A 22,175-nucleotide genomic window follows, 5' to 3' on the forward strand; every position below is an offset into this window, starting at 1 on the left:
TCCTTAGGAAGACTCGGTGAAGACCCTTTCGATCTCCGAAGGCTTGAGGAGTAGCTGCCCGTTTACCACCACCTGAGGGGTATCTCCCAGGACCGCTCCGGTCACCCTTCCGGTAACCAGAAGGGAGGGAGTGTCCTGAGGGTTTTTCCCGGGGAGGATGACCCTCAGGCGGTAGTTTCCGTCAGGCACCGGGTTTCCGTTTTCGTCGGTGGCGTCCCATTCCACCCGGTGTTTACCCGCCGGGAGACTTCCTAGGGAGAGGCGCTTCACCAGGCGACCCTGCTCATCGGTGATGACCACCTCCACGCCCTGGGCGGGCTCCTCCAGTTCAAACTCCGCCCCCAGGAATTTTCCTCCCTCCACGCGTCCGTAATCCCCTTTCACCTTTACGGTCTTTCCCAGGAGGGAGGTGGTGGCCGAAAGGGAGAAGTCCCGGGCCAGCTCCAGGATTTTTTCGAAGTTCTGGTTGAGGTCAAAGAGCTGGTCCACCTGACTGAAAAGGGCCATCTGCATGGCCATTTCGTTGTTTTCGATGGGTTTCATGGGATCTTGAAATTGGAGCTGTTTGATGAAAAGGAGCATAAAATCGTCCCGGCTAAGGGTCTTTTTGGGGACCCGTTCCAGGGCTAGGGGCTGTCCGGTCTTTTCGTTCACGCCGGCGATCATCTCTCCCCTCCTAAACCACCAGATTTATCCCTCTTCCGGAGGCGACCCCTGAGGCGGGCTCCTTTTCGGCCGGGACTTCCTCCACGGCCTTTATGGAGGGAGCCTTCTCCCCAGAGGATTCCCGGCCTCTTTCTTCGGCAAAGTGCCAGCCCTGGCCGGCTCCTCCCAGGCTCACCTGGCATTCCAGTACGTTGAAGCCCAGGTCCTCAAGGAGGTGCTGGAGGTGCGGGAGGTGGGGCTGGAGTTGATGCAGGGCCTCGGGTTTTTCCACCCGTAGAAAGACGCTCACCTCCTGACGGTGTACTTTGAGATCTATGTCCAGCTCTCCCAGGTCCGGAGGCTCAAGTTTGAGGCGGGCCCTGCGCTCTCCCGAGGGCTGGATCTCCACCACCAGATCCTTTATGAATTCCGGAACCTCTCCGGCCGGCACCGGGGAAGGACCGTCTCCCCCACCGGTGGGAATACCGGCGGAGAGATTTTCCGGGGCCTTAAGCAGGGCCTCTCCCCTCCCGACCAAGAATCCTTCTTTTCCAATTTCCGTCTTTGGAGGACCGGAAGGCTCTTTTGAAAAGCGGGTCTTCCGGGAAGGGTCTTCGGTTTTGGTCAGGATATAGGAATGGGAAGGCCCTTTTAAAGAGTGGACCTTCTGGGAGGGACTTTCGGTTTTGGCCAAAAGATCCTTAGGAAAAGAGGTTTTTTCGGAGGACCTTTCTTTTTGCGGGCGAGGGATCACCGAAGAAAAAGAGGCTTCAGGGGAGGGAGGATTCTGGCTTCCGGCTTGGGCTCTATGAGTTGAAGGAGACCTTAAGTCTTCTTTCTGGGAAGAAACGAGAGGGGAATCCCCAGGGTTTTTCGGAAACCTCTCCCCAACCTTTGGGTTTTCGGGAACCGGTTCTTTCCCTTCTTCAAAGCCCCCTTCCAAAGAAATCTCCGTCTCGGGTCCGCCCTTTTCCGGGAGGTCCCCTTCTTTCTTTACACCTTCTTCTGGAGTTTGCGGAGGCAGGCCGAGTTTGAGAGGAGCAGTAGTGGGGTTTTCTGGGGAAGAAATATTCGGAGTGAAGACCTTGAGAGGGGCCTTTTTCCCGGAGATCCCTTCCGGGGATTCTTTAGAGGCTATTTTACCTGAGAAAATTTCTATCAGGAAAGATAGGGGATTTTCCGGGTAGCGAATTTCTCCCGGGTCTTTCTCTCGTTGTTGAAGATTATCGGTGGAATCAAAGAGGCTTAAGCCTTCCTCTGGAGACCCTTCCCCGGTGTTGGGGGAGGTCTCCTGGGTAGGAAGTTGAAGGAGGGAGAGAAGAAGGGCCAGAAAATCAAAGACCATTTGCGGCCCCGCCATCTTTTCCGGAAAAAGGCCCGCTCCTATTCCTCCGGTCTGTACCTCAAGAACCTTCATTTTCTCCTCCGCGAAAAGGCTCACTCTTATAAAACGCAAGAGGCGTGCCAGGCTTTCAGGGCCGAAAATTCCGTAAGATCCTGAGAGGTGGCTGGGAAGGATTTTCCCTTCCGGGAAAAATTTTCCCGGAGGATTTTACTTGACAGGAAGGGGGCTGTTCTTACCTTACTTCTCGGAAGCGCTCGCAAAAACTTAAAAAAGCGGAGGTGAAAAATGCGATTGGATCGCTTTACTTTTAAGGCGCAAGATGCCCTGCAGGAGGCGCAGCGGATAGCCGAATCTCGAGGGCATCAGCAATTGGAGCCCGAACACCTCCTCAAGGCCCTGGTGGAGCAGGAAGGGGGCCTGGTGCCCATGATTTTAGACCGCCTGGGGGTGAACAATCGTCTGGTGTCTTCCGACCTTGACGAATATCTGGAAAAACTTCCCCAGGTCTCGGGTACCGGTTTTCAGGTCTATCTCTCGCTTACCCTCAAGCAGGTCCTGGAGGCCGCCGAACGCCTGGCCCGCGAGATGCGGGACGAATATATCTCCACCGAGCACCTCCTTTTGGCCATTCTGGACACCCATACCGAGGCGGCCCGCATCCTGCGTGCTCGAGGGGTGACCAAAGAAAACGCCCTGGAGACTATTCGGGAGATCCGCAAGGGTCAGCGTATTACCGATCAGAATCCGGAAGACAAGTATCAGGCCCTAGAGAAGTTCGGACGGGATCTTACGGCCCTGGCCCGGGCCGGGAAGCTCGATCCGGTGATCGGCCGGGACGAGGAGATCCGCCGGGTCATTCAGATCCTCTCTCGGCGGACCAAGAACAACCCGGTGCTGGTGGGGGAGCCGGGCGTAGGTAAGACCGCCATTGTGGAGGGACTGGCTCAGCGGATTGTGGCCGGAGATGTCCCGGATCCCCTCAAGAACAAACGTCTGGTGCAACTGGATCTCGGGGCCCTTATTGCCGGGACCAAGTTCCGGGGTGAGTTTGAAGAAAGGCTCAAGGCTGTATTGCGGGAGATTCAGGCCAGCGAAGGGGAGATCATCCTTTTCATCGACGAGATTCACACTCTAGTGGGGGCCGGGGCCGCGGAAGGGGCCATGGATGCGGCCAACATGTTGAAGCCGGCTCTGGCCCGGGGAGAACTCCACTGTATCGGGGCTACGACCATTGACGAGTATCGCAAGTACATCGAAAAAGATCCGGCCCTTGAGCGGCGTTTTCAGCCGGTCTATGTGGACGAGCCTTCGGTGGAGGAGGCCATCGCCATCCTGCGCGGACTTAAGGAAAAATATGAGGTGCACCACGGGGTGCGTATCACCGATAGCGCCATCGTGGCCGCGGTAACCCTTTCCCATCGGTACATCACGGACCGCTACCTCCCGGACAAGGCCATCGACCTTATTGACGAAGCGGCGGCCAAACTGCGGATCGAGATCGACTCCATGCCTATGGAGATCGACGAGGTGGAGCGCAAGATCAAACAGCTGGAGATTGAAAAGGTGGCCCTGGAGAAGGAGACCGATCCGCGGGCCCGGGAGCGCCTGCAGAAGATCAAAAGTCAGCTCGAGGAGTTGCGGGCCAAGGCCGACGAGATGAAACGTCAGTGGCAGGAGGAGCGGGAGGTCATCACCAAGATCCGCAATCTCAAGGAGCGCATCGATCAGCTGCGCATCGAGGCCCAGCAGGCCGAGCGTCGCGGAGACCTCAACCGGGTGGCGGAGATCATCTACGGCCAGATTCCGCAGCTTGAGCGGGAGCTCGAGGCCGAAAACCGGCGCCTGGAAGAGCTTCATAAGAAACACGGCCGCCGCTTCCTCAAGGAAGAGGTGGACGCCGAGGATGTAGCCCAGATCGTGGCCAAGTGGACGGGGATCCCTGTGGCCCGGCTTCTGGAATCCGAGCGGGAGAAGCTTCTCAAGATGGAAGAACGCCTCAAAGAGCGGGTGGTGGGTCAGGACCACGCTATCACCGCCATCGCCAACGCTGTGCGCCGGGCCCGGGCCGGTCTCAAAGACCCCAACCGGCCTATCGGATCTTTTATGTTCCTGGGGCCCACCGGGGTGGGGAAGACCGAGCTGGCCAAGGCCCTGGCCGAATTCATGTTCGACACCGAGGAGGCCCTCATCCGCATTGACATGACCGAGTATATGGAAAAGCACTCCGTCTCCCGTCTCATTGGAGCCCCTCCGGGCTATGTGGGCTATGAAGAAGGGGGACAACTCACCGAGGCTGTGCGCCGCAGGCCTTACTCGGTGATCCTCTTTGACGAGATCGAAAAGGCCCACCCGGATGTCTTCAACATCCTGCTTCAGATCCTGGATGACGGTCGGCTCACCGACGGCAAGGGGCGTACGGTGGACTTCCGCAACACCATCATTATCATGACCTCCAATATCGGCAGTCAGTGGATTCAGGAACTCACCGCCGATCGGCAAGAGATGGAACGCCGGGTGATGGAGGCCCTGCGGGCCCATTTCCGGCCGGAATTCCTGAACCGGATCGACGAGATCATCATCTTCAACCGGCTGGGCCGGGAAGAGCTCATGCGTATCGTGGAAATCCAGATCCGCTACCTGCGGGCCCGTCTGGCCGAAAAACACATTACCCTTGAGCTTACGGATCGGGCCCGGGAGTGGTTGGCCAATGTGGGTTACGATCCGGTTTACGGGGCGCGGCCTCTGCGCCGGGCCATCCAGCGCTACGTGGAAGACCCCTTGGCTATGAAGATCCTGGCCGGGGAATTCGGCGAAGGGGATCATGTGGTGGTGGACTACGATGAGACCAAAAACGAACTGGCCTTTCAGAAAAAATGAGATACCGCGTAGTCTTTATGGGAACACCGGAATTTGCGGTGCCGGCCCTGAGGGCCCTCCTGGAGTCCGAGGAGGTCCTGGCGGTGGTCACCCAGCCGGACAAGCCTCGGGGGCGGGGCCGGCGCCTGCGTCCCTCTCCGGTAAAGGAAGTGGCTTTTTCGGCCGGGCTCCCGGTGCTCGCGCCCCTGCGCCTTAAGGACCCGGAGTTTCTGGAGCCCTTACGGGCCCTGGCTCCGGACCTCATCGTGGTGGCGGCCTACGGAAAGATCTTGCCCCGGGAGGTCCTGGAGCTTCCCCGTTACGGGTGCTGGAACATTCATGCCTCACTCCTTCCCAAATACCGGGGGGCGGACCCCATTCGTTGGGCCATCCTTCGGGGAGAAAAGGAGACCGGGATCACCATCATGCTCATGGACGAGGGGCTGGACACCGGCCCCATCCTCCTGCAAAAGAAGATCTCCATCGGGGAGGAGGAGACCGGAGGGGAGCTTTACGAAAGGCTTTCCCGACTGGGGGCCGAGGCTCTGGAGGAGGCCCTTTCCCTTCATAAAGAAGGGCGCCTTAAGCCCCGGCCTCAGCCGGAAAACGGCGTTTCCTACGCCCCGCCTTTTAAAAAAGAAGACGCTGAGCTGGATTTCCATTCTCCGGCCTGGGAAGTGGCCTGTCGCATTCGGGCCTTTGATCCCCGCCCCGGGGCTTACACTTTTCTCCAAGGCCAGGTCTTTAAACTCTTCCGCCCGCAAGTGCTGGACCAGGAAAGCCCGGAGCCTCCCGGGACCCTTTTGGGGGTGACGGGGGAGAAACTCCTCATCGCCTGTGGAAAGGGGGTACTGGCGGTCTCCGAGGTCCAGCTTGCGGGAAAGCGTCGGATGACGGTCTCGGAATTTTTAAAGGGACATCGGCTGGCCGCAGGGACTCGGCTTGGACTAGACTAAATTTTTCCCCGTGGTGGTCATGGAAAGGCTGCAGTGAAGGATGCCCTTTAAGGCCTTGATGCGGTCGGCCAGATCCCGGATGGCGGAAACGGCCCCCCTCACGATGATGACCTCCAGGCACCGGTCGTGATCCAGGTGCACATGCTGGGTGGAGATGATCTGGGCGTAGTGGTCGTGCTGAAGATCGATCAGGCGGTCGGTAAGCTCCCGCTTGTGATGATCGTAAACATAGGTGATAGTGCCTACGACTTCGCGGCCACTCTCACGCCACTCCTCCTCTACCAGTTTTTCCCGAATGAGGTCTCGGATGGCCTCCGAGCGGTTCCTATAGTGCTTGCGCTGAAGATATTGATCAAACCTTTCAAGTAAACTCTCAGGGATGGAAACTCCAAAGCGCACGATTTCACTCATACGGGCCTCCTGTCGTAAGGATCGCTTGACTTTTAAGATATCTTTTTCCTAAAATATGTTCAATGCCGTATTATTTTACCTTCCGAAAGGGGGAGCGGGTTTACGGGCTCCGGGTGGAGGAGGTGGAGGGGGTGGCCCGATTGGGAGAGATCCTTCCGGCGGATTGGGCTCCGGAGTGGTTATTGGGTTTCACCTTTTTCCGGGGTCAAAATGTCCCGGTGATCGATCTGGAAAGGTATCTAGGGGAGCCCTCCGGTGAAGCTCCCTATCTGGTGGTGGCCGTGACCCCCGAGGGCTGGCTGGGCTTTGCCGCCTCGCGCTTGGGGGCTACCTATGAAAGCGAGGAAGAACCGGCACCTCTGGATAAACCGGTCCAGGGTCTGGTTGGAGAAATCCTTCTGGGGGGACACAGCGTGATCCTTCTTGATCCCCTGGAGATTTTAAGACAAGGAGGGTAAGTATGAAATGGGGCTTTAGGGCACGGTTTATTCTGGGGGCCATTCTGGCCTTCTTGGTGGTCCAGGGCGTTCTTTTCTATCACCATTGGCAGACCCAGAAGTTTCTTAAGACCAGCATTCGGGAGACCTTTGGTCACCAGCTTCATACCCTGGAGGCCCGGCTACAGGAATTCTTTAGCCAGCGATTTTTGGAACTAAAAAGCTGGGCCGGAAACGAGGTAATCAAGACCGCGGTGGTTATTGGAGGGGGGCAGGCCGGGGCCAACGATTATCTGGCCGGACTCCTCCGGGTTTACCGGATCTATCAGGACGTGCTCCTGGTGGACTCGGAAGGTCAGGTGATCGCCGCCGGGCGCCCGGAAGATCTGGGAAAAAAATTGAACCTGGCCTGGCCTAAGGGAAGCCCCGTAGGGGTGTGGGAAAAGGTCCTCTTGGGAGAAAGGGAGTATTTGGCCCTGGGGACCGTAGTGCAGGCTGGTCCGGAAGAGAAGGGCTGGCTGGTAGCCTTGATTCCCAAAGAGGCTCTGGCCCAGGAGACCCGGAATATGCTTATTCTGGCCGGGGCCCAAGCGGCGGTGGTAAACGAAAGGGGAGAAACTATCTGGGGGAAAACCCCTTTTAAGCCGGCTGAGGTCCCTTCCGGCTCGGTGACCCTTTTGGAAAAGGGAGGGGCCAAACACTTTGCCACCCGGAAAGCCCTTTCGGTGGGAGAGCGCCGCTGGTCGGTGATGCTCGCCGTGCCGGAGGAGACTCTGGCGGCCTTTCTGCGGTTCAACCAGCGCCTCTTTGCGGCCCTGGTGGCCGTGGGTGGTATTTTGGTCCTGGGACTCTTTTTGGTCTTGGAGACCACGGTGACCCGGCCGCTCCTTGCTCAGCTCCGTACCCTGAGAGAGATTGTGGGAACCTTCGATCTCGAGCGCCGGATGCCTCCGCGCGGAGTGCCGGAGGTGGCTGAAATCGCCGTAACCCTCAACCAATTCCTGGAAAAGCTATCGGAGACCGTACAGAACATCGTTGAAGCCGAGGGGACCCTTCGGGAACACGCCCGGGACCTGGCTCAGACCGCGCGGGAGATCGTCAAGCGGGCCGAGACCAACGCCCGGGAGACCGAGGAGGTCTTCCGACTCATTGAAGGTCTCGAGGGACTGGCCCGGGAGATGGAAGAAGAGGCCCGCAAGAGCGCCCAGGCTGTAGGCCAGGCCCAGGAGGCGGTTAACGAGCTTTCTAAAATCGCGGAGAAGATTTCCCGGCTCTCTTCCGAGAACCACGAAAAGGGCGGGGTGGCCCTGGACCAGGTGCAGGACATGGTGCTCATGACCGAGGAGGTCCGGGAAAAGGCCGAAAGACAGAGTCAGATTTCCGAGGAGACCCTAAAGGCCCTTGTCGAGGCCGCTGACGGAATGAAGCTGGCCCTGGAGCGTTCGCGGGCCGCGGCCGAGGAGGCCACCCGAGCCCTGGATCAAGTGAAAGAAGGCCGGCAGGCCCTGGAAACTTCTCTGGAGACCATCCGAAAGGTTACCGAGGGTGTGGCCCAGATGTCGGAGATCATCGACCTCATTCGAGACATTGCCGAACAGACTAACCTTTTGGCCCTGAACGCCTCCATCGAGGCGGCTCGGGCCGGAGAGGCCGGCCGGGGCTTTGCCGTGGTGGCCGAGGAGATCCGCCGGCTCTCGGAACGGATTACGGAGAGTGCGGAGGAGATCGCCTCTCTTATCCAACAAAATGTGGAAAGGGCCCGCCAGGGTGGAGAGATGGCCGAGCGGGGTGCCGGGGCCCTCGAAGGTATCTACCAGGCCACCGAGGCCAATTATCAGGCGGTTCAAGAGGTGGCCCGGGTCATGGAAACCCGGACCCAGGAGGTGAGCCGGGCTGCCCAGGCCATGGAAGAGTTGGAGAAGGCGACCCGAGAGATCCTGGAATCCAGCCGCCGGCAGGAAGAACTGGGGCACCAGGCCGCCCGGTCCATGTTCGAACTCCGTCGAGTCAGCCGGGAGGTCCTGGAGGTGACCCAGAACATCACCGGGGTGGCCGATCGTCTGGGGACGGTCTTTGGAGAGGTGGTGGAACACTCCAACACCATTAGTCGGGACACTAACACCCAGCGGGAGGAGACCGCCGAAGTCCGGCGCAGGATGCAAACGGTGGTGCAGGGAGCCTCTCAGAACGCGGAGGCCGCTACGGAGATGCAGGTGGATGTGGAAGAACTTCTGGAGGTGGCGGAAAAGCTCCACCAGGCCGTAAGTTACTTCCAGGTGGGCACCCAGCTATGAAAAAATGGGGCCTGCTCCTCCTTTTTTCGGGGTTTTTTCTTCCCCGAGTGCTCCTTGCGGCCGAGCTCCTCTGGGGGGTCCCCACCTCTCCTTCAAAGGTAAAGGAAACTTATCTCCAGTTGAAGCCTTTAGCGGACTATCTCTCCAAGAAGATGGGCCCTTCCTTCCGTCTGGAGCCCCTTCCCTGGAAGGCCTTTGAATCTTCCTTTCGCCAAGGGGCCTTCTCCCTGGTTCTCGCCTCCCCGGGAGTCCTTCTCCTTAAAGGCCCTTATGAGCCCCTCCTTGTCCTTAAAAGCCGACATACCCCGGCCCTGATCTTTCGGGGTCCTTTGGAGGAGGCCCTCAAGGGGCGCATGGTGGCGGTGTGGCCTTATGCCTATGAGGGATATCTGGCTCAGGCCGCCTATCTGGCCCGGCAGGGCAGACCCCCCTCTGGAGTTCTTTTTCTAGGGGGAGAAGATTTGGTGATCTTTGCGGTGCTCAACGGAAAGGCCGCGCTGGGGATGGTCTCCTTTGAGGCGGCGCGGCCCTATGCTTCCAGGCTTAAGGTGGTCAAGGTGGCCGGCCCGGCGGGCTGGCTCCTTCTCGTCCAAAGGGGCCTTTCTCCGGCCCTCAAAGACCGCCTCAAGAAGGCCTTCCTCTCCTATCCCGGGAAGGGGTTTGTTTTTTCAGAGCCGGGGGATTACCAGAGGTTTTTTTCCTTTAAAAAGTATCTACCTTAAAGGTTCCACGCAGAGTTTGAGGCCCTTTTGGGCCACGACCCGCACCGGAGTCCCGGGAGGGATAACCCTTTCGGCTTCGGCCCGCCAGATCTCTCCGGAAACGAATACTTCTCCTCCTTCAGGACCTACCTCCGTGAGGGTGCGCCCTTCTTGGCCGATGAGGCCCTCGGCCCCGGAGATGGGGCGGTGGCGCAGGGCCCGGGCCGCTAGATAAGTTACGGTGAGGAAAAAGGCGCTCACCACGGCCACTACGGGAAGGAGAAATCCGTAGGAAAGACGCAGGCCCGAAGGATTTCTTCCAAAGAGCATGAGAGAGCCCAAAAGGAGACACACGGTGGCCGCCAGGGCCAGGAGCCCGTAACTGGTGATTTTGATTTCCAGAAAATAAAGGAGCCCTGCAAGGAGGATCAGGAGAAGTCCAGCATAGTTTACCGGAAGGATCTGCAGGGCAAAAAGCCCCAGGACCAGACAGACCGCTCCCAGGACCCCGGGGAAGACGGCCCCGGGATGGGAGAGCTCGAAATAAAGACCGGCCAGCCCCAGCATGAGAAGGAAATAGGCCACCTGGGGATGGGCCAGAAGCCTCAATATCCGGGTCTTAAGATCTTCCCGAAAGGGAAGGAGAACCGCCCCCCGAGTTTGTAAGACCACTTCGCCCTGGGCCAGGCGGACTTTGCGGCCGTGCAATTTCTGCAAGAGTTCCGTGGAATCCCGGGCCAGAATTTCGATTACCCGTTGCTTCAAGGCCTCTTCCGCGGTGAGGCTCTGGCTTTCCCGCACGGCCCTTTCGGCAAATTTTTCGTTGCGTCCCCGCAGGTGGGCCAGACTCCGGGCCCAGGCCACCAGATCGTTTTCGATCTTCTGGAGGGTCTTCTTGTCTATCTTTTGCCCAGTGAGGGTTACCGGATGGGCCGCGCCCAGGTGGGTTCCCGGGGCCATGGCCGCTATGTGGGAGGCCAGGACGATAAAAGTCCCCGCTGAGGCCGCCCGGGCCCCGGGTGGGGCCACATAGACCACTACCGGGATCTCCGAAGAAAGCACGGCCTTGACGATCTTGCGGGTGGATTCCACCAGGCCCCCGGGGGTGTCGATCTCCCAGATTACCGCCTGACAGCCCTTTTTGCGGGCCTCTTCCAGACTGGCAAGAAGAAAATTGGCCGAAACCGGGGTAATGGCGTCGTCAAGCGTCACCCAGAGAAGGGGTGGCGGAGCAGCGTGGACCGGCCCCAAAAGCCCGAGAAAGAAAAAAAAGAGAAGGAGTCTTTTCACGGGCCGCCTCCGGAAAGGAGTTTTCTAAAGAGCTGGAGATCCTCCCAGGCCGCCCTTTTGGCCGCAGGATTCCGCAGAAGATAGGCCGGGTGATAGGAGACCACCACCTGAAGGCCATCTATCCGGTGGGGTCTTCCCCGAAGTTTGGAAAGAGGGCCCTCTTCGAGGAGAAGGCTCCGGGCGGCTACGGCCCCGAGGGCCAGAATCACCTTAGGCTTTACCAGCCGGATCTGGCGGGCCAGGTAGGGACGGCAGGCCCGAAGTTCTTCGCTCTCGGGAGTGCGATTTCCCGGAGGCCGGCACTTGACCACATTGGTGATATAGACCTGCGTTCTTTCAAGGCCTATGGCCTGAAGCATTTTCTGAAGGAGCCTTCCGGCCTGGCCCACAAAGGGACGGCCCTCCAGATCTTCTTCCCGCCCCGGGGCCTCTCCCACGATCATAATCTCCGAGGGGCAGGGGCCTTCCCCCGGAACGGCCTGAGTGCGGGTGCGGTGAAGAGGACACTTGCGACAGCGCCGGATCTCGGCCTCCAATTCCGGGAGAGTGCTGGGAACCAACGGGTCAAGGTCTAGAAAGCTCTTGATTTCCGGATAAGCAGGCACAGCTTCTACTCCCAGGGCCTCCAGGTACTCTAGATAAGAGCCCAAAAGTCGAATAAACTCCTTCACGTCTTCAAGTTTAGTCCTGGCCGAAAGGGATTGTAAAGCCAAGTCTTTTGAGGTAGGTATGGCCTAACTTGAGAACGATATTCCGAAAAGGAGGAAAGGATGGCCCCGGAGAAGATTACCTTAAATCCCGATGGGACTCTTGAGGTGCCCGATGAGCCCATTATTCCTTACATTGAAGGTGACGGCATCGGAGTGGACATTACTCCGGTGATGAAAAAGGTGCTGGATGCCGCGGTGGAGAAGGCCTATGGCGGAAGGCGCCGTATTCACTGGAAGGAGGTCCTGGCCGGGGAGAAGGCTAAAGAGGCCACCGGTTCTTATCTTCCGGAGGAGACCCTCCAGGCCATCCGGGAGCATGTGGTAGCCATTAAAGGACCGCTGACCACCCCCGTAGGAGGAGGTATCCGTAGCCTCAATGTCACCATACGCCAGGTGCTTGATCTTTACGCCTGCGTGCGGCCGGTACGCTGGGTCCCCGGGACCCCGAGTCCGGTAAAGCATCCGGAACTGGTGGACATGGTGGTCTTTCGGGAAAACACCGAGGACGTCTATGCGGGTATTGAATGGGAATCGGGCTCTCCGGAGGCCCGTCGTCTCATCGAATTCGTTCGGGAAGAACTGGGAAAAGAGATCCGTCCTGACTCCGGAATCGGGATCAAACCCATCAGTCCTTTCGGGACCAAGCGTCTGGTGCGCAAGGCCATCCAGTACGCCCTCGCTCGCAAGCGGCCCAGTGTGACCCTGGTGCACAAAGGAAACATCATGAAATATACCGAGGGGGCCTTTTGCAAGTGGGGCTACGAGTTGGCCCGGGAGGAATTCCCCGATCGCACCGTCCCGGAGTCAGAGATCGCCAAGCGCTACCCGGAGGGGGTCCCGGAAGGGGTGGTGGTCATCAACGACCGCATTGCCGACGCCATGTTTCAGTGGGCCCTTTTGCGCCCGGCAGACTACAGTGTGCTGGCCATGCCCAACCTGAACGGTGATTACATGTCCGATGCCCTGGCCGCCCAGGTGGGAGGCCTAGGCATGGCTCCCGGGGCGAACATCGGCGACGGATACGCCGTCTTTGAGGCCACCCACGGCTCGGCCCCCAAGTATGCCGGCCAGGATAAGGTCAATCCCTCTTCCCTGGTCCTTTCCGGGATGATGATGCTGGAGTACCTGGGCTGGGAGGAGGCGGCCCGGCTGGTATGGGAGGGTATTGCCCGGACGGTACAGCAGAAGATTGTGACCTACGACCTGGCCCGACAGATCGAAGGGGCCCGGGAGGTGAAGTGTTCGGAGTTCGGAGAGGCCGTAATCGAAAATATAATGAAGCTATAGAGGGAGCAGAAATGGCCAGGGAATACCGGCCGGAGGAAATTGAGGAAAAGTGGCAGAGGGTGTGGGAGGAAAGGGAGGTCTTCCGGGCGGTGGAAGACCCCCAAAAGTCCAAGTATTACGTGTTGGAGATGTTTCCCTATCCCTCGGGCCGGATACACATGGGCCATGTGCGCAACTACACCATCGGGGACGTCATTGCCCGTTACAAGAAGATGCGGGGCTTCAACGTGCTGCACCCCATGGGTTGGGACGCCTTCGGGCTTCCGGCCGAAAATGCGGCCCTCAAACACGGGGTGCATCCGGCGGACTGGACCTATGACAACATCGCCTACATGCGGCGGCAACTCCGCCGTCTGGGCTTTAGTTACGACTGGGCTCGAGAATTCGCCACCTGCGATCACGAATATTACCGCCACGAACAGCTCTTTTTTATCCAGATGCTCGAGCGGGGCCTGGCCTATCGCAAAAAGACCCTGGTGAACTGGTGCCCCAGTTGTCATACCGTGCTGGCCAACGAACAGGTGGAAGGCGGGGCCTGCTGGCGCTGCGGGACCGAGGTCACCCAGCAGGAGATGGAGGGCTGGTTTTTCCGGATCACGGCCTATGCCGAAGAACTTCTTCAGGGGCTGGAAAAACTCCGGGGAAAGTGGCCGGAAAAGGTCCTCACCATGCAGCGCAACTGGATCGGCAAAAGCGAGGGGGCGGAGATCGATTTCGAAATCGAGGGCCTTCCCGAAAAACTCACCGTGTTCACCACCCGGCCGGACACCCTCTACGGGGTAACCTTTATCTCCCTTTCTCCGGAGCACCCTCTGGCCGAACGTTTGGCCGAGCAGGCGGGGAAGCTTGCGGAATTTAAGGCCTTTCGTGAGCGCTGTCGGCGGGCCCGCCGGGAGATCGAAGAGGGCCTGGCGGAAAAGGAGGGTTTCTTCCTGGAGGCCTATGCCCGACACCCTTTGACCGGAGAGAGGGTTCCCCTCTATGCGGCCAATTTCGTCCTCATGGAGTACGGCACCGGGGCGGTCATGGCCGTTCCGGCCCACGACCAGCGCGATTTCGAATTCGCCAAAAAATACGGCCTTCCCATCCGGGTGGTCATCCGTCCTCCGGAAGGGGATCTTGATCCGGAGACCATGGAAGAGGCCTACGAGGCTCCAGGGATTATGGTCAACTCCGGCCCCTTTACCGGACTTCCCAGTGAACGGGGCAAGAGGGCCGTAGTGGAATACTTAGAAAAAGAGGGGCTCGGCAGGGCCAAGGTTACCTATCGCCTGCGCGATTGGGGGGTAAGTCGGCAGCGCTACTGGGGCTGTCCCATCCCAGTGGTCTATTGCGAGCGCTGCGGGGTGGTGCCGGAAAAACCGGAGAATCTTCCGGTAAAGTTGCCCTTAAACGCTCAGCTAGACGAGGCTGGACGTTCTCCGCTCCCCAAGCTGGAAAGCTTTGTAAAGACCACCTGTCCTCGGTGTGGAGGGCCGGCCCGGCGCGAGACGGATACCTTCGATACCTTTGTGGAATCCTCCTGGTATTTTGCCCGCTTTGCCTGTCCCGAGGCCCGGGAGCCCCTGGACCGGGAAAAGGTACACTACTGGCTTCCGGTGGATCAGTATATTGGGGGCATTGAGCACGCCATTTTGCACCTTCTTTACGCCCGCTTTTTTACCCGGGTCCTCCGGGACCTAGGCTATCTTGAGCTGGATGAGCCCTTCGAGAGGCTCCTCACCCAGGGGATGGTCATCAAGGAAACTTACCGCTGTCCTCGTCACGGTTGGGTCTATCCCGAGGAGGTCTCCCCGGAGGGGACCTGTCTCAAGGAGGGCTGTGGGGAGCGGGTCCAGGTGGGGCGTCCGGAAAAGATGTCCAAAAGCAAGTGTAATGTGGTGGATCCGGACGAGATGATCCGCCGCTACGGGGCAGACACCGTGCGCCTTTTCATGCTCTTTGCCGCTCCTCCGGAAAGGGACCTTGAGTGGAGCGATCACGGCATCGAGGGGGCTCATCGCTTTCTCAAGCGTCTTTACCAGCTGGTTATGGAAAGGGCCGAGGCCCTGCGCGGGGTCTCTCCTTATTCGGGAGACGGAAAAGAGCTCTCTCCGAAATTGCGGGCCCTGCGCCGCAAGACCCACCAGACCATCCGCAAGGTTACTCAGGATCTGGAAGAGAGGTTGCATTTCAATACGGCCATCGCTGCGGTCATGGAACTGGTAAACGCCCTGGAAGATACCCTTAAGGAGGTCCCCGAAGGGGCTCCGGGGGCTCTCTCGGTTTTTAAAGAGACCCTGCGGACCATCGTCCTCCTTCTTTCTCCTATGACCCCGCATCTTGCTGAGGAACTCTGGCAGGCCCTGGGGGAGAAGGGATTGGTTGCCGAGGCCTCCTGGCCCATCTGGGATGAGGAGGCGGCCCGGGAGGAGGAGATTACCATTGTGGTGCAGGTGAACGGTAAGGTGCGGGATAACCTGCACCTTCCGGCCGGGGTCTCCGAGGAAGAGGTGCGTACCGCAGCCCTCTCTTCGGAACGGGTGAAGAGGCACCTTGAAGGGCGCCATATCCGCAAGGTGATTTATGTCCCGGGAAAGCTCATCAATTTTGTGGTGGGCTAAGGCCCTGGCCCTCCTGCTGGTGGTCTCCTCCTGCGGATACCATCTGCGGGGCCGGCCCCCGGGTTTTTCTTCGGAATGGAAAAGCCTTTATGTGGAGATCTTTCGCAACCGCACCTCCGAGACCCGGGCCGGGGTGCTTCTTACGGAGGCCCTGCGGGAGCGTTTCGCCCGTTCGGGTTTTCTAAAATTGGCCTCCTCTCCCAAGGAGGCCGATCTGGTCCTTTCCGGAGAAGTTGTGCGCCTTTGGATAGGGGGAGTCTCTTATAACCGTTATACCGAGACCCTGGAAAGACGCCTTTCGGTGGAACTCCGTGCCGAATTGCGGGCCCCTCACGGGAAAATCCTCTGGCGCAATACCCACCTTACCCGTTACGAGACCTATCCCGTGGAAGGGACCTCCGAGGTAATTGATCCCGGACGGGAGATCGCCCTCCGGAAACTGGCCGAGGATCTGGCCGATATTATTTATCACCAGATCACGGCAAGCTTCTAAAATCTTCAAAAATTTTGCTATTTTATGACCTTTTGAGGCCTTGACAGTTCTTCATTTGTGGTTAGGGTAATAACTACCCGCCGTTAAAGAGCCAAATCTGCCGAAGGCAAAGGAGGTGAGAGGTATGCCTCATAAGGTGTCTTTTGTGCGAGATTTGGAGGAGTTACCCCTTTCGGCCGAGGAAAAGGAGCGCCTGCGTCCGGTGGCGGAGAAATATCCCTTTTTCTGTTCTTCCTATTATTTGAGACTCATTAACTTTAAGGATCCGGCCGACCCTTTACGGCGGGTGGTGGTACCGGAGGAAGGAGAGCTTGAGTCCTGGGGCCGGGTGGATCCCTCCAACGAGGCCAACTATACGGTAATGGAAGGGGTGCAGCACAAGTACGACTCCACGGTGCTGGTCCTGGCCTCAGACCGCTGTGCCGCCCTTTGTCGTTATTGTTTTCGCAAGCGTCTTTTTCTTAGGGGGAGCGAGCGGCGGCCGGAACGTTTGCGGAACCTTCGGGAGCTGGTGCGTTATCTGGAAGGGCACCCGGAGGTGAGCAATGTTATCTTTTCCGGAGGCGACGCCCTCATGCTCTCCACCTCCCGGATTAAAGAACTCCTGGAAGCGGTGATCCATATTCCGCATATCCGGTATATCCGCTTCGGAAGTCGCCTTTTTTCTTACTGGCCGGAGCGCATCCTAAACGACCCCCAGCTTTTAGAGCTTTTCCGGCGCTACAGCCGGCCGGGGAAGCGCCTTTATGTAGTTACCCACTTTGATCATCCCCGGGAGCTCACGGCCGAGGCCCGCAAGGCCTGCGATCTCCTGTTAAGGGCTGGAGTCCATCTTCTTAACCAGTGTCCCCTTATCCGGGGGGTAAACGACCATCCGGTGGTGCTGGCCGAACTTTTCCGCGAACTGGCCGGGCTGGGGGTCTCTCCCTACTATGTCTTCCAGTGCCGCCCCACCCTGGGCAACCGGCCTTACGCCGTGCCCATCGAGGAAGGCTACACCATCTTTGAAAAGGCCCGGGGAATGGTCTCCGGGGTGGCCAAAAGGGTGCGTTTTGTAATGTCCCATGCCCTGGGAAAGCTGGAGATTGCGGCCCTTACCCGGGAGACGGTCATCTTCAAGTTTCACCGGGCGGCCCGCAATACCGATACCGGAAAGGTCCTGGTCTATGCCCGCCATCCCGAGGCCTACTGGCTTGACGACTATTCAGAGCTTGTGGAGGAGGTCCCCCTGGAAGGGGACCTTCCTCAGGCCATGTAACGGAAGCCCTCCAGGGTTTCCCGGATCTCCGCCGGGGGGACATAGCGGATCCCCAGTTTGTCGGCCATAAGAAGCACCCCCCGGTCGGCCGAAAGGATGATTCCGTCCAGTTCCAGGGCCAGGAGGATGAGCTCCAGATCCTCCCGGCTGTCGAGGATTCCCTCCCGCAGGGCCTCCCGATATTTACGCCTCAGGGTATTGATGACCTCACCCGGTTTTTTGGCCGAGCCCAGACGCACGGCCTCTTCGGCCACCCGCAGGCCCTTGTTGATGCGCTTGCGCAGGTCTTCGATGAATTCATAGAGAAGAAAGGCCGGGATCTGGAGTTCGTATTTTCGAGGGGATTTGACCTTGAAGATGGCCCGGGCCCGGGCCGGGATGTGTAGATCGCGCACCATTTTTTTGAGTTCCTCATAGATGGAAGAGGGCATATAGACTACCAGGCCCCGGGCCTCGGCGGCCATCTCCAGGAAGTGTCGGAAGGCCTCGGCCGGACTTTCTCCGAACTGGCGATAGATGTCCGGGTTGGTAAAGATGCTGGTATCAGGAATGAGGCGTTCTCTTTCGTGGTCCTGAATGGCTACCCTCCTTGAGGGGATAGGGCCCGATCGATTATTTTCGCGCCCACCAAGTCCCCCCACACATTTACACTGGTGCGTAGCATATCCAAAAAGCGATCCACCGCCAAGATGAGCCCTAACCCCTCCAGAGGGAGTCCTATGGACTGAAGCACCAGGGTCATGGTCACCAGCCCGGCCCCGGGAATACCCGCGGCCCCCACCGAGGCCAGGACCGCGGTGAGAAAGACCAGGAGGCTTTCCTTTATCCCCGGGGTGAGGCCGTAGGAGAAGGCCATGAACATGGCGGCCACGGCCTCGTAGAGGGCCGTGCCGTCCATGTTGACCGTGGCCCCGAGAGGCAGCACGAAGCCTGCCACCTCCCGGCGCACCCCGCCCCGTTCCTCGGCCACCTCCAGGGTCACCGGAAGGGTGGCCGAGCTTGAGGCCGTGGAGAAGGCCAAGAAAGGGGCCTCCCTTACCGCCAAGAAATAACGCCAGGGAGAGACTCGGGCCAGAAGACGCAGAAGAAGCGGCAGGGTGAAGAGGGCGTGAAGGGAAAGCCCTAGAATTACGGTGGCCACATAGTGTCCGAGATCAAGCAAGGGCTGAAGGCCCTCCCGGGCCACCAGAGGGGCCACCAGAAAGAAGACCCCCACCGGGGTAAGGCGTATAATTCCCCGGGTAAGGGTGAGGAGAGTTTCGTTGAGGGATTCCAGGAGGACTTTGAGGGGCTCCCCCTTTTCTCCGGTGTGCAGGCAGGCTCCTCCCAGCACCAAGCCTAAAAAGAGGACCGGGATGATCCGGTCTTCGGCAAAGCTCCGCACCATGTTTTCCGGAAAGAGCTCCAGGAGGAGATCTTGAAGGCTGAGGGGGTTCAGCTTCGGGGCCGCAAGGGAGGATAGGTAGGCCGCAGGATGGAGGAGATGGACCAGGACGAGCCCGGTAATCACCGCCAGGGCCGTAGTAAATAGGTAATAGATCAGGCTTAAAAACCCGAGTCTTTCAAAGGCCCGGAGAGTGCCCATCCCGGCCAGGCTTACGAAGACCGAGGTAAAGACCAGAGGCAGGACCACCATCTTGAGAAGGCGCAGGAAGATCTGTCCCAGGACTTCGAAAGTTTTTACTTCGGGGAAAATCAACCCGAAAAGGATGGCCAGGAAGATGGCCAGCAAGGTCTGGTTCTCAATGCGCTTCCACCACATGGCCGGCTCTCCCGGCTTTCAGTATAGCAGAAAGTAGGGATATCTAGTCGGCAGAAGCCTTAAAATGTCCGAAGCCGAAGCTGGTATGGCGGCCTACCTGGATATAGGTGCCCAGCCAAAGGAGTTCCAGGAAGGGGCGCAAAGGTCCCCGGAAAGAGACCCTTCCGGTGAACCCTTCTAGGGGGTGAACCTCTCCGGTGCGGGCTGAGCGCCTCTTAAATCGCACCCAACGGAGATCCTGGCCTCCACGGGAGATCTTTTCGGCCTGGGTGATAAGGCCCTTGAAGTCTATTTCGAGGGGTCTTCCGACGTGAAAATAAGAAAGCATGGAGGCCCGGCGCAGGAGATTCCGGACCAGAATATGAAATTCTAAGGCCTCTGGTCTTACCAGCCTGCGGGAAAAGCGCAGGGCGGTGGGGGTCAGAAAGTGTAGGGTCAGGGTTTCCGGGGCCAGAGGGAGATTTTCCGGGGCCGGAATCGGCTCTGGATTCTGGATTTCGCCCTCCCGGTAGAGGTCTCTTCCTGTTAATTCTTCCTTTACGGAAAGGAGCCGTAGGGGCACCCGGTTTCTTCCCAGACCTGCATGCCCTAGGGCCTCGAGGGCCAGAACCACATGAGGAAAGAAGCGCAGGGCCTGGCCCACCAGGGTCATCCTCAGGCGCAGGGGATTTTTCTTTTCGTAAGGGAAGGGCGGGGCAAAGGCGAAGGGGTGTCCTACAAAGGGGTATTTGCGGAGGCGGTCGGCCTCCGGGGGCCTCGGGGTCTCGAAGAGGTATCCGTAAGCACATCCCTGAGCCAGGGGACACCCCAGACAGCTCTTTCTCCGGCGGGCCACACAGGAAAGCCTTTTGAGGGCCCGGCCGAAGGCCCCTCTAAGGGCGGAAAAGAGCCCCCTCGGGAGTTTATCGGGCCCCTCGGCCCCAAAGTAGATGTAGAAGGTGCTTATAGGAATCCAGATCATCTGAAACGCCCAGGTTTAAAAATCGTACCCTCCGGCGCGGGAGGAAAGGATCTCCTAAAGTCTCAATCCCGAGTGTACCTTTCAATTTTCCTTTCCGCCACCGCCCTTCATTTTGCCCGAAAATTTCTAAATAACCCCGGAAATACGGATTAACCTTTGACATGAGAAAAGTCTCAAGTATAAGGGGAACATGGGGGTGGAAAAGCACGGGCTTGAGGGGCCTGAGGAAGTAAAAAACACCGCATTGAAGGTCTCCCTGGCCGGCTTATTTCACGATGTGGGCAAATTTTCCCAGGAATATTTAAGAAAAGATATTCCTTCAGAATATCGGGAAAGAAATGCCGATCTTTACTTGCGTTACGATCGTTCCCGGAACCGTCATACCCATGAGCATGCCCTCTATACGGCTTATTTCATCGAAAGATTTTCGGATTATCTTCCTTCCGAACTGAATTCTCCGGATTGGGGAGAGGGAGAAAGGGAGGATTCTTTTATCAATCTGGCGGCCAAACACCACCGGCCGGAGACCCCTCTTCAGTGGATCATTACTCAGGCCGATTGCTTGAGCAGCGGCATCGACCGGGCCGAATTTGAAAGGGGAGAGGAAATAGGTATCAAAGAGTACAGAACCACCCGACTTCTCCCGCTTTTTGAAAGGCTTCTTCGTCGAGATAAAGATTTTGAAGAGGCCGATCACTTTCTCTGGCGCTATCCTTTGAGCCCGCTTTCGCCCACATCCATCTTTCCGGTGAGGGTAGAGGCTCTGTCCCGGGAAAAGGCCCGGGAGGAATATCAGAACCTATTTGAAGGGTTTACCGAAGATCTTAAAAAACTCTGTCATAAAGAGAAAATTGAGCTTTGGGCGCAACACTTTGATTCTCTTCTGCGGATTTACACCTCCCATATCATAGTGTTTCGTCAACTGTGTCCGCAGGATAAAAGGCCTTCCTCCATAAGATCCTCAAAACCTCTCAGTTTTCGCGAACGGTATTTCTCCTCTAGACCCCTAAGCACCAGATAGACTACCTTGTAAAGTGCCCCAGGCTCACAGAAAACCTCTATCACCTTGGTCCTGCGCTTGACCTCTTTAATCAGCCTTTCAAGCTGATTCGTGGTGTAAATATAATTCCGAATAGGCTCCGGATATTCCAGAAAAACCAAGAGATCCTCGAGGTTCTCCTCCCAGTGCTTCACTACTTCCGGATACTTCCCTTGCCACCGGGCCTTGAAAGCCCTGAAGGCCTCCAGGGCCTCGGACCTCCTCCCAGCCCGATAAATTTTCCTCAAATCCTGAGCCAGCGCCTCTCGGTGAGACCTCCGAACCTTCCTCAGGCTATACTTGAGACTGTGAAGAACGCATCTCTGAAACCTGGCCCCAGGATAAACCCTGAGAACCGCCTCCTTCAAGCCTGATAGCCCGTCCCCTATGACCACCTCAATCCTCTTGAGACCTCTTTCGCGCAGTTCGTTGAAAATTTCCTGATAAACCAGAGCGCTCTCACCTTCCCCTCCACTGGTCCAAAAGCCCACAATCTCTCTGGTCCCATCTCGCCTTATCCCCAAAGCCAGATACACCGGCTCCCTGGCCACAGTTCCTCTCCTCACCGGCAGAAAAGTAGCATCCAGATAAAGGGCAAAGTATTCCTCCGAAAGCCTTCGCTTTCTCCAGGACTCAATTTGGTCCTCGGCTACCTCCGTTAGTCTGCTTATACTGGCTGGCGAATAGTAAGCCCCGTAAATGGTCTCGATAAATCTTGAAACCGCCCTGGTACTGGCTCCCGAAGCGTACAAGGCCAATACAGCTTCTCCCAAGTCGAGACCGGCTCTTCTCCTTGGAGGAGGTAGAATCTGAGCTCTAAAGTTTCCATCTCGAGTTCTGGGAACCATAAGGCCTTCAATAGGCCCGTATTTGGTGAGAAGGGAGCGAGAGTAGAAACCATTGCCTTTGGTTTCAGGGTGTTCCTCAAGGTAAAGGCTTCTTTCCTCAATAGCCAGTCGCTCAATCACGCTTTTAATGGCCTCCTTGATGAGGTCCTCCAGCTTTTCTATAATTTCTCTGTCCTGCATGGCCTTCCTCCTTCCCTTTGGTTTGACTCCCACTTATTATCGCAAGGAGGAAGGCCTCTTTATTTACCCCCTCGGACACAATTTGTGAAACACTACCTC

General features: G+C 58.0%; 19 protein-coding genes. 10 read left to right on the forward strand and 9 right to left on the reverse strand.

From position 1 onward, the window contains the following. Positions 1-3: 3 nt before the first annotated feature. Positions 4-666 (reverse strand): flagellar hook assembly protein FlgD, encoded by a 663-nt coding sequence (locus tag FVE67_RS08460; protein ID WP_168720162.1) that lies wholly within the window; start codon positions 664-666, stop codon positions 4-6. 10 nt (positions 667-676) lie between these two features. Next, complete coding sequence (locus FVE67_RS08465) at positions 677-1,183, reverse strand: flagellar hook-length control protein FliK (protein ID WP_168720163.1); 507 nt, start codon at positions 1,181-1,183, stop codon at positions 677-679. Positions 1,184-2,275: 1,092 nt separating this feature from the next. Between FVE67_RS08465 and clpB the strand changes: the two genes are divergently transcribed. Together clpB and fmt are read left to right on the forward strand one after the other, a co-directional pair. Beyond that, positions 2,276-4,867 (forward strand): ATP-dependent chaperone ClpB, encoded by a 2,592-nt coding sequence (clpB, locus tag FVE67_RS08470; protein WP_168720164.1) that lies wholly within the window; start codon positions 2,276-2,278, stop codon positions 4,865-4,867. Beyond that, complete coding sequence (fmt, locus tag FVE67_RS08475; protein WP_168720165.1) at positions 4,864-5,802, forward strand: methionyl-tRNA formyltransferase; 939 nt, start codon at positions 4,864-4,866, stop codon at positions 5,800-5,802. The genes clpB and fmt overlap by 4 nt, the downstream gene beginning before the upstream one ends. Here the strand turns inward: fmt and nikR are convergent. Beyond that, positions 5,794-6,213 (reverse strand): nickel-responsive transcriptional regulator NikR, encoded by a 420-nt coding sequence (nikR, locus tag FVE67_RS08480; RefSeq protein ID WP_168720166.1) that lies wholly within the window; start codon positions 6,211-6,213, stop codon positions 5,794-5,796. The two genes, fmt and nikR, sit on opposite strands and share 9 nt — an antisense overlap. A 62-nt stretch (positions 6,214-6,275) precedes the next feature. On the opposite strand from nikR, the gene FVE67_RS08485 reads away from it, so the two are divergent. Genes FVE67_RS08485 through FVE67_RS08495 form a run of 3 tightly spaced genes read left to right on the forward strand, consistent with a single transcriptional unit; the run spans position 6,276 to position 9,666 of the window. Further along, positions 6,276-6,671 carry a chemotaxis protein CheW gene (locus tag FVE67_RS08485; protein WP_168720167.1) on the forward strand — a complete coding sequence of 132 codons (396 nt, stop codon included), beginning with the start codon at positions 6,276-6,278 and terminating at the stop codon, positions 6,669-6,671. Positions 6,672-6,673: 2 nt separating this feature from the next. Next, positions 6,674-8,944 carry a methyl-accepting chemotaxis protein gene (locus FVE67_RS08490; protein WP_168720168.1) on the forward strand — a complete coding sequence of 757 codons (2,271 nt, stop codon included), beginning with the start codon at positions 6,674-6,676 and terminating at the stop codon, positions 8,942-8,944. Continuing rightward, entirely contained in the window at positions 8,941-9,666 is a 726-nt protein-coding gene (locus FVE67_RS08495) for a phosphate/phosphite/phosphonate ABC transporter substrate-binding protein (protein ID WP_168720169.1), read from the forward strand. The genes FVE67_RS08490 and FVE67_RS08495 overlap by 4 nt, the downstream gene beginning before the upstream one ends. On the opposite strand, the gene FVE67_RS08500 is transcribed toward FVE67_RS08495, so the two are convergent. Beyond that, the gene (locus FVE67_RS08500; RefSeq protein ID WP_168720170.1) at positions 9,658-10,935 is read right to left on the reverse strand and encodes an NfeD family protein; all 1,278 of its coding nucleotides are present in this window, start codon (positions 10,933-10,935) and stop codon (positions 9,658-9,660) included. The two genes, FVE67_RS08495 and FVE67_RS08500, sit on opposite strands and share 9 nt — an antisense overlap. Then, on the reverse strand, positions 10,932-11,648 hold the full coding sequence (locus FVE67_RS08505; protein ID WP_246167887.1) for a uracil-DNA glycosylase: 717 nt from the start codon (positions 11,646-11,648) through the stop codon (positions 10,932-10,934). Before FVE67_RS08505 ends, FVE67_RS08500 begins: the two co-directional genes overlap by 4 nt. Before the next feature lie 57 nt (positions 11,649-11,705). On the opposite strand from FVE67_RS08505, the gene icd reads away from it, so the two are divergent. From icd to FVE67_RS08525, 4 genes are all read left to right on the forward strand, one after another. Beyond that, on the forward strand, positions 11,706-12,932 hold the full coding sequence (gene icd / locus FVE67_RS08510) for an isocitrate dehydrogenase (NADP(+)) (RefSeq protein ID WP_168720171.1): 1,227 nt from the start codon (positions 11,706-11,708) through the stop codon (positions 12,930-12,932). A gap of 11 nt (positions 12,933-12,943) precedes the next feature. Continuing rightward, positions 12,944-15,535, forward strand: coding sequence for a leucine--tRNA ligase (leuS, locus tag FVE67_RS08515; protein ID WP_168720172.1), 2,592 nt, complete (start codon positions 12,944-12,946; stop codon positions 15,533-15,535). Next, positions 15,522-16,028, forward strand: a complete 507-nt coding sequence (locus FVE67_RS08520) for an LPS-assembly lipoprotein LptE (RefSeq protein WP_210534592.1) — start codon at positions 15,522-15,524, stop codon at positions 16,026-16,028. Before leuS ends, FVE67_RS08520 begins: the two co-directional genes overlap by 14 nt. Positions 16,029-16,152: 124 nt before the next feature. Further along, complete coding sequence (locus FVE67_RS08525) at positions 16,153-17,286, forward strand: KamA family radical SAM protein (protein ID WP_168720174.1); 1,134 nt, start codon at positions 16,153-16,155, stop codon at positions 17,284-17,286. Here FVE67_RS08525 and FVE67_RS08530 read toward each other — a convergent pair. Genes FVE67_RS08530 through cas6 form a run of 3 tightly spaced genes read right to left on the reverse strand, consistent with a single transcriptional unit; the run spans position 17,274 to position 20,009 of the window. Continuing rightward, positions 17,274-17,927 (reverse strand): RNA ligase partner protein, encoded by a 654-nt coding sequence (locus FVE67_RS08530; protein WP_246167889.1) that lies wholly within the window; start codon positions 17,925-17,927, stop codon positions 17,274-17,276. The two genes, FVE67_RS08525 and FVE67_RS08530, sit on opposite strands and share 13 nt — an antisense overlap. Continuing rightward, positions 17,867-19,048, reverse strand: coding sequence for a dicarboxylate/amino acid:cation symporter (locus tag FVE67_RS08535; protein ID WP_210534593.1), 1,182 nt, complete (start codon positions 19,046-19,048; stop codon positions 17,867-17,869). The genes FVE67_RS08530 and FVE67_RS08535 overlap by 61 nt, the downstream gene beginning before the upstream one ends. Positions 19,049-19,091: 43 nt before the next feature. Then, entirely contained in the window at positions 19,092-20,009 is a 918-nt protein-coding gene (gene cas6, locus FVE67_RS08540; RefSeq protein ID WP_168720175.1) for a CRISPR system precrRNA processing endoribonuclease RAMP protein Cas6, read from the reverse strand. Between the two features lie 190 nt (positions 20,010-20,199). Between cas6 and FVE67_RS08545 the strand changes: the two genes are divergently transcribed. Further along, positions 20,200-21,030 (forward strand): HD domain-containing protein, encoded by an 831-nt coding sequence (locus tag FVE67_RS08545; RefSeq protein WP_168720176.1) that lies wholly within the window; start codon positions 20,200-20,202, stop codon positions 21,028-21,030. Here the strand turns inward: FVE67_RS08545 and FVE67_RS08550 are convergent. Continuing rightward, positions 20,928-22,076, reverse strand: a complete 1,149-nt coding sequence (locus tag FVE67_RS08550; RefSeq protein WP_425505381.1) for an IS256 family transposase — start codon at positions 22,074-22,076, stop codon at positions 20,928-20,930. The two genes, FVE67_RS08545 and FVE67_RS08550, sit on opposite strands and share 103 nt — an antisense overlap. Between the last annotated feature and the right edge of the window lie 99 nt (positions 22,077-22,175).

It is taken from the genome of Thermosulfurimonas marina, from assembly GCF_012317585.1.
In the GTDB taxonomy this organism is placed as follows: Bacteria; Desulfobacterota; Thermodesulfobacteria; order Thermodesulfobacteriales; family Thermodesulfobacteriaceae; genus Thermosulfurimonas_A; species Thermosulfurimonas_A marina.

What these genes read in the sequence shown, in the direction of transcription:
- cas6 (WP_168720175.1), bottom strand. Translation starts at nt 20,009, where the DNA reads ATGATCTGGATTCCTATAAGCACCTTCTACATCTACTTTGGGGCCGAG.
- FVE67_RS08525 (WP_168720174.1), top strand. Translation starts at nt 16,153, where the DNA reads ATGCCTCATAAGGTGTCTTTTGTGCGAGATTTGGAGGAGTTACCCCTT.
- FVE67_RS08460 (WP_168720162.1), bottom strand. Translation starts at nt 666, where the DNA reads ATGATCGCCGGCGTGAACGAAAAGACCGGACAGCCCCTAGCCCTGGAA.
- FVE67_RS08545 (WP_168720176.1), top strand. Translation starts at nt 20,200, where the DNA reads ATGGGGGTGGAAAAGCACGGGCTTGAGGGGCCTGAGGAAGTAAAAAAC.
- FVE67_RS08550 (WP_425505381.1), bottom strand. Translation starts at nt 22,076, where the DNA reads ATGCAGGACAGAGAAATTATAGAAAAGCTGGAGGACCTCATCAAGGAG.
- FVE67_RS08535 (WP_210534593.1), bottom strand. Translation starts at nt 19,048, where the DNA reads ATGTGGTGGAAGCGCATTGAGAACCAGACCTTGCTGGCCATCTTCCTG.
- nikR (WP_168720166.1), bottom strand. Translation starts at nt 6,213, where the DNA reads ATGAGTGAAATCGTGCGCTTTGGAGTTTCCATCCCTGAGAGTTTACTT.
- FVE67_RS08485 (WP_168720167.1), top strand. Translation starts at nt 6,276, where the DNA reads ATGCCGTATTATTTTACCTTCCGAAAGGGGGAGCGGGTTTACGGGCTC.
- leuS (WP_168720172.1), top strand. Translation starts at nt 12,944, where the DNA reads ATGGCCAGGGAATACCGGCCGGAGGAAATTGAGGAAAAGTGGCAGAGG.
- fmt (WP_168720165.1), top strand. Translation starts at nt 4,864, where the DNA reads ATGAGATACCGCGTAGTCTTTATGGGAACACCGGAATTTGCGGTGCCG.
- FVE67_RS08495 (WP_168720169.1), top strand. Translation starts at nt 8,941, where the DNA reads ATGAAAAAATGGGGCCTGCTCCTCCTTTTTTCGGGGTTTTTTCTTCCC.
- FVE67_RS08490 (WP_168720168.1), top strand. Translation starts at nt 6,674, where the DNA reads ATGAAATGGGGCTTTAGGGCACGGTTTATTCTGGGGGCCATTCTGGCC.
- clpB (WP_168720164.1), top strand. Translation starts at nt 2,276, where the DNA reads ATGCGATTGGATCGCTTTACTTTTAAGGCGCAAGATGCCCTGCAGGAG.
- icd (WP_168720171.1), top strand. Translation starts at nt 11,706, where the DNA reads ATGGCCCCGGAGAAGATTACCTTAAATCCCGATGGGACTCTTGAGGTG.